Genomic DNA, 1248 nt, shown 5'->3' with positions numbered 1-1248 from the left:
CGTTCGCATAGGTCTAGATCTGGCGAAGTATGTCTTCGAAGTTCACGGCGTCGACAACCACGGGAAAGTCGTCGTGCGAAAGAGGTTGCGTCGCGATGCGGTGGCCGGCTTTTTCGCCAATTTACCGGCCTGCCTGGTCGGCATGGAGGCTTCCAACGGGGCACACTATTGGGCTCGCGTGCTCACGGAGCTTGGCCATCAGGTCCGACTGATCAGCCCTCAGTTCGTGACGCCATACGTCAAGTCGAACAAGAACGACCAGAACGATGCGGAAGCCATTTGCGAAGCGGTCGGCCGTCCGTCCATGCGCTTCGTACCACCGAAATCAACCGATCAGCTGGCGGTACAGGCCGTCCACCGCATTCGCCGGCGCCTGGTCGCCGACCGGGTCAGGCTCGTCAACCAGATTCGCGGTCTGCTGTCCGAGCATGGGATTGTCATTGCCCGTGACATCGCGCAGCTGCGGCGCGGCCTCGCTGTCATTGTAGGGAGCATCAATGACGGCCTCGGCGAGATGCTCCGAGCGCTCATGAGGGAATTGCAAGAGGAGTTATCCGAGCTTGATACCCGCATTGCAGCCCATGACCGGCGGATAAGGGAAATCTTCCGTACGAGTGAGCAGTGCCAACGGCTCGGCAAAATCGAAGGCGTCGGACCTGTGACGGCAACAGCCTTGATCGCCGCCGTGGGCGATAGAAGCTGTTTCAAGAACGGCCGACAGTTCGCGGCTTGGCTTGGCCTGGTGCCAAAGCAGCGATCCAGTGGAGGGCGGGCCCGCTTGTTCGGCATCAGCAAACGCGGCGATCGATACCTGCGGACGCTGATGATTCACGGAGCTCGCGCCGCTTTAAGCCGGGCTACTGGCAAGCAGGATCCGCGAAGCCTCTGGCTCGGCAAGATGCGGCAACGGCGCCATCCCAATGTCGTGGCCGTGGCTCTTGCCAACAAGAATGCGCGGATCGTGTGGGCTATGCTCACAGGCGACGCGGCTTATGAGCCGGCGCTGTCGGTGAAGGCGGCCTGAAGCGAAGCGGCAATCAAGGAAAGGAGGTCTCACCCGGCAATTGCAACAAATGGCAGGAGATGGCGAAACGGTCACCCCCGTCGCTTCCCGAACCTGATGTGTGGACCGGCACGGCTTGCGCCGATGTCTCGGGGCCGTTGAGGTGGAAGCGGGCGAAAACCATCGAGGCTCGCGGCGGAGACGTTGTCCAGCCGCATCAAGAAGCCGGATATACGTCAGCAGTT

Annotated in this window: 1 protein-coding gene; it reads left to right on the top strand. The window is 61.3% G+C overall.

Annotation, left to right across the window (positions count from 1 at the left end; all coding sequences use genetic code 11):
• The first annotated feature begins 7 nt into the window (after positions 1–7).
• Entirely contained in the window at positions 8–1024 is a 1017-nt protein-coding gene (locus XI08_RS09980; RefSeq protein WP_271574282.1) for an IS110 family transposase, read from the top strand.
• Positions 1025–1248 lie beyond the last annotated feature (224 nt).

The sequence above is a fragment of the Bradyrhizobium sp. CCBAU 11361 genome (assembly GCF_028128935.1).
Lineage (GTDB): Bacteria > Pseudomonadota > Alphaproteobacteria > Rhizobiales > Xanthobacteraceae > Bradyrhizobium > Bradyrhizobium niftali.
The sequence above is the reverse complement of the archived record's forward strand: the minus strand, read 5'-3'. Positions and strand labels throughout refer to the sequence as shown.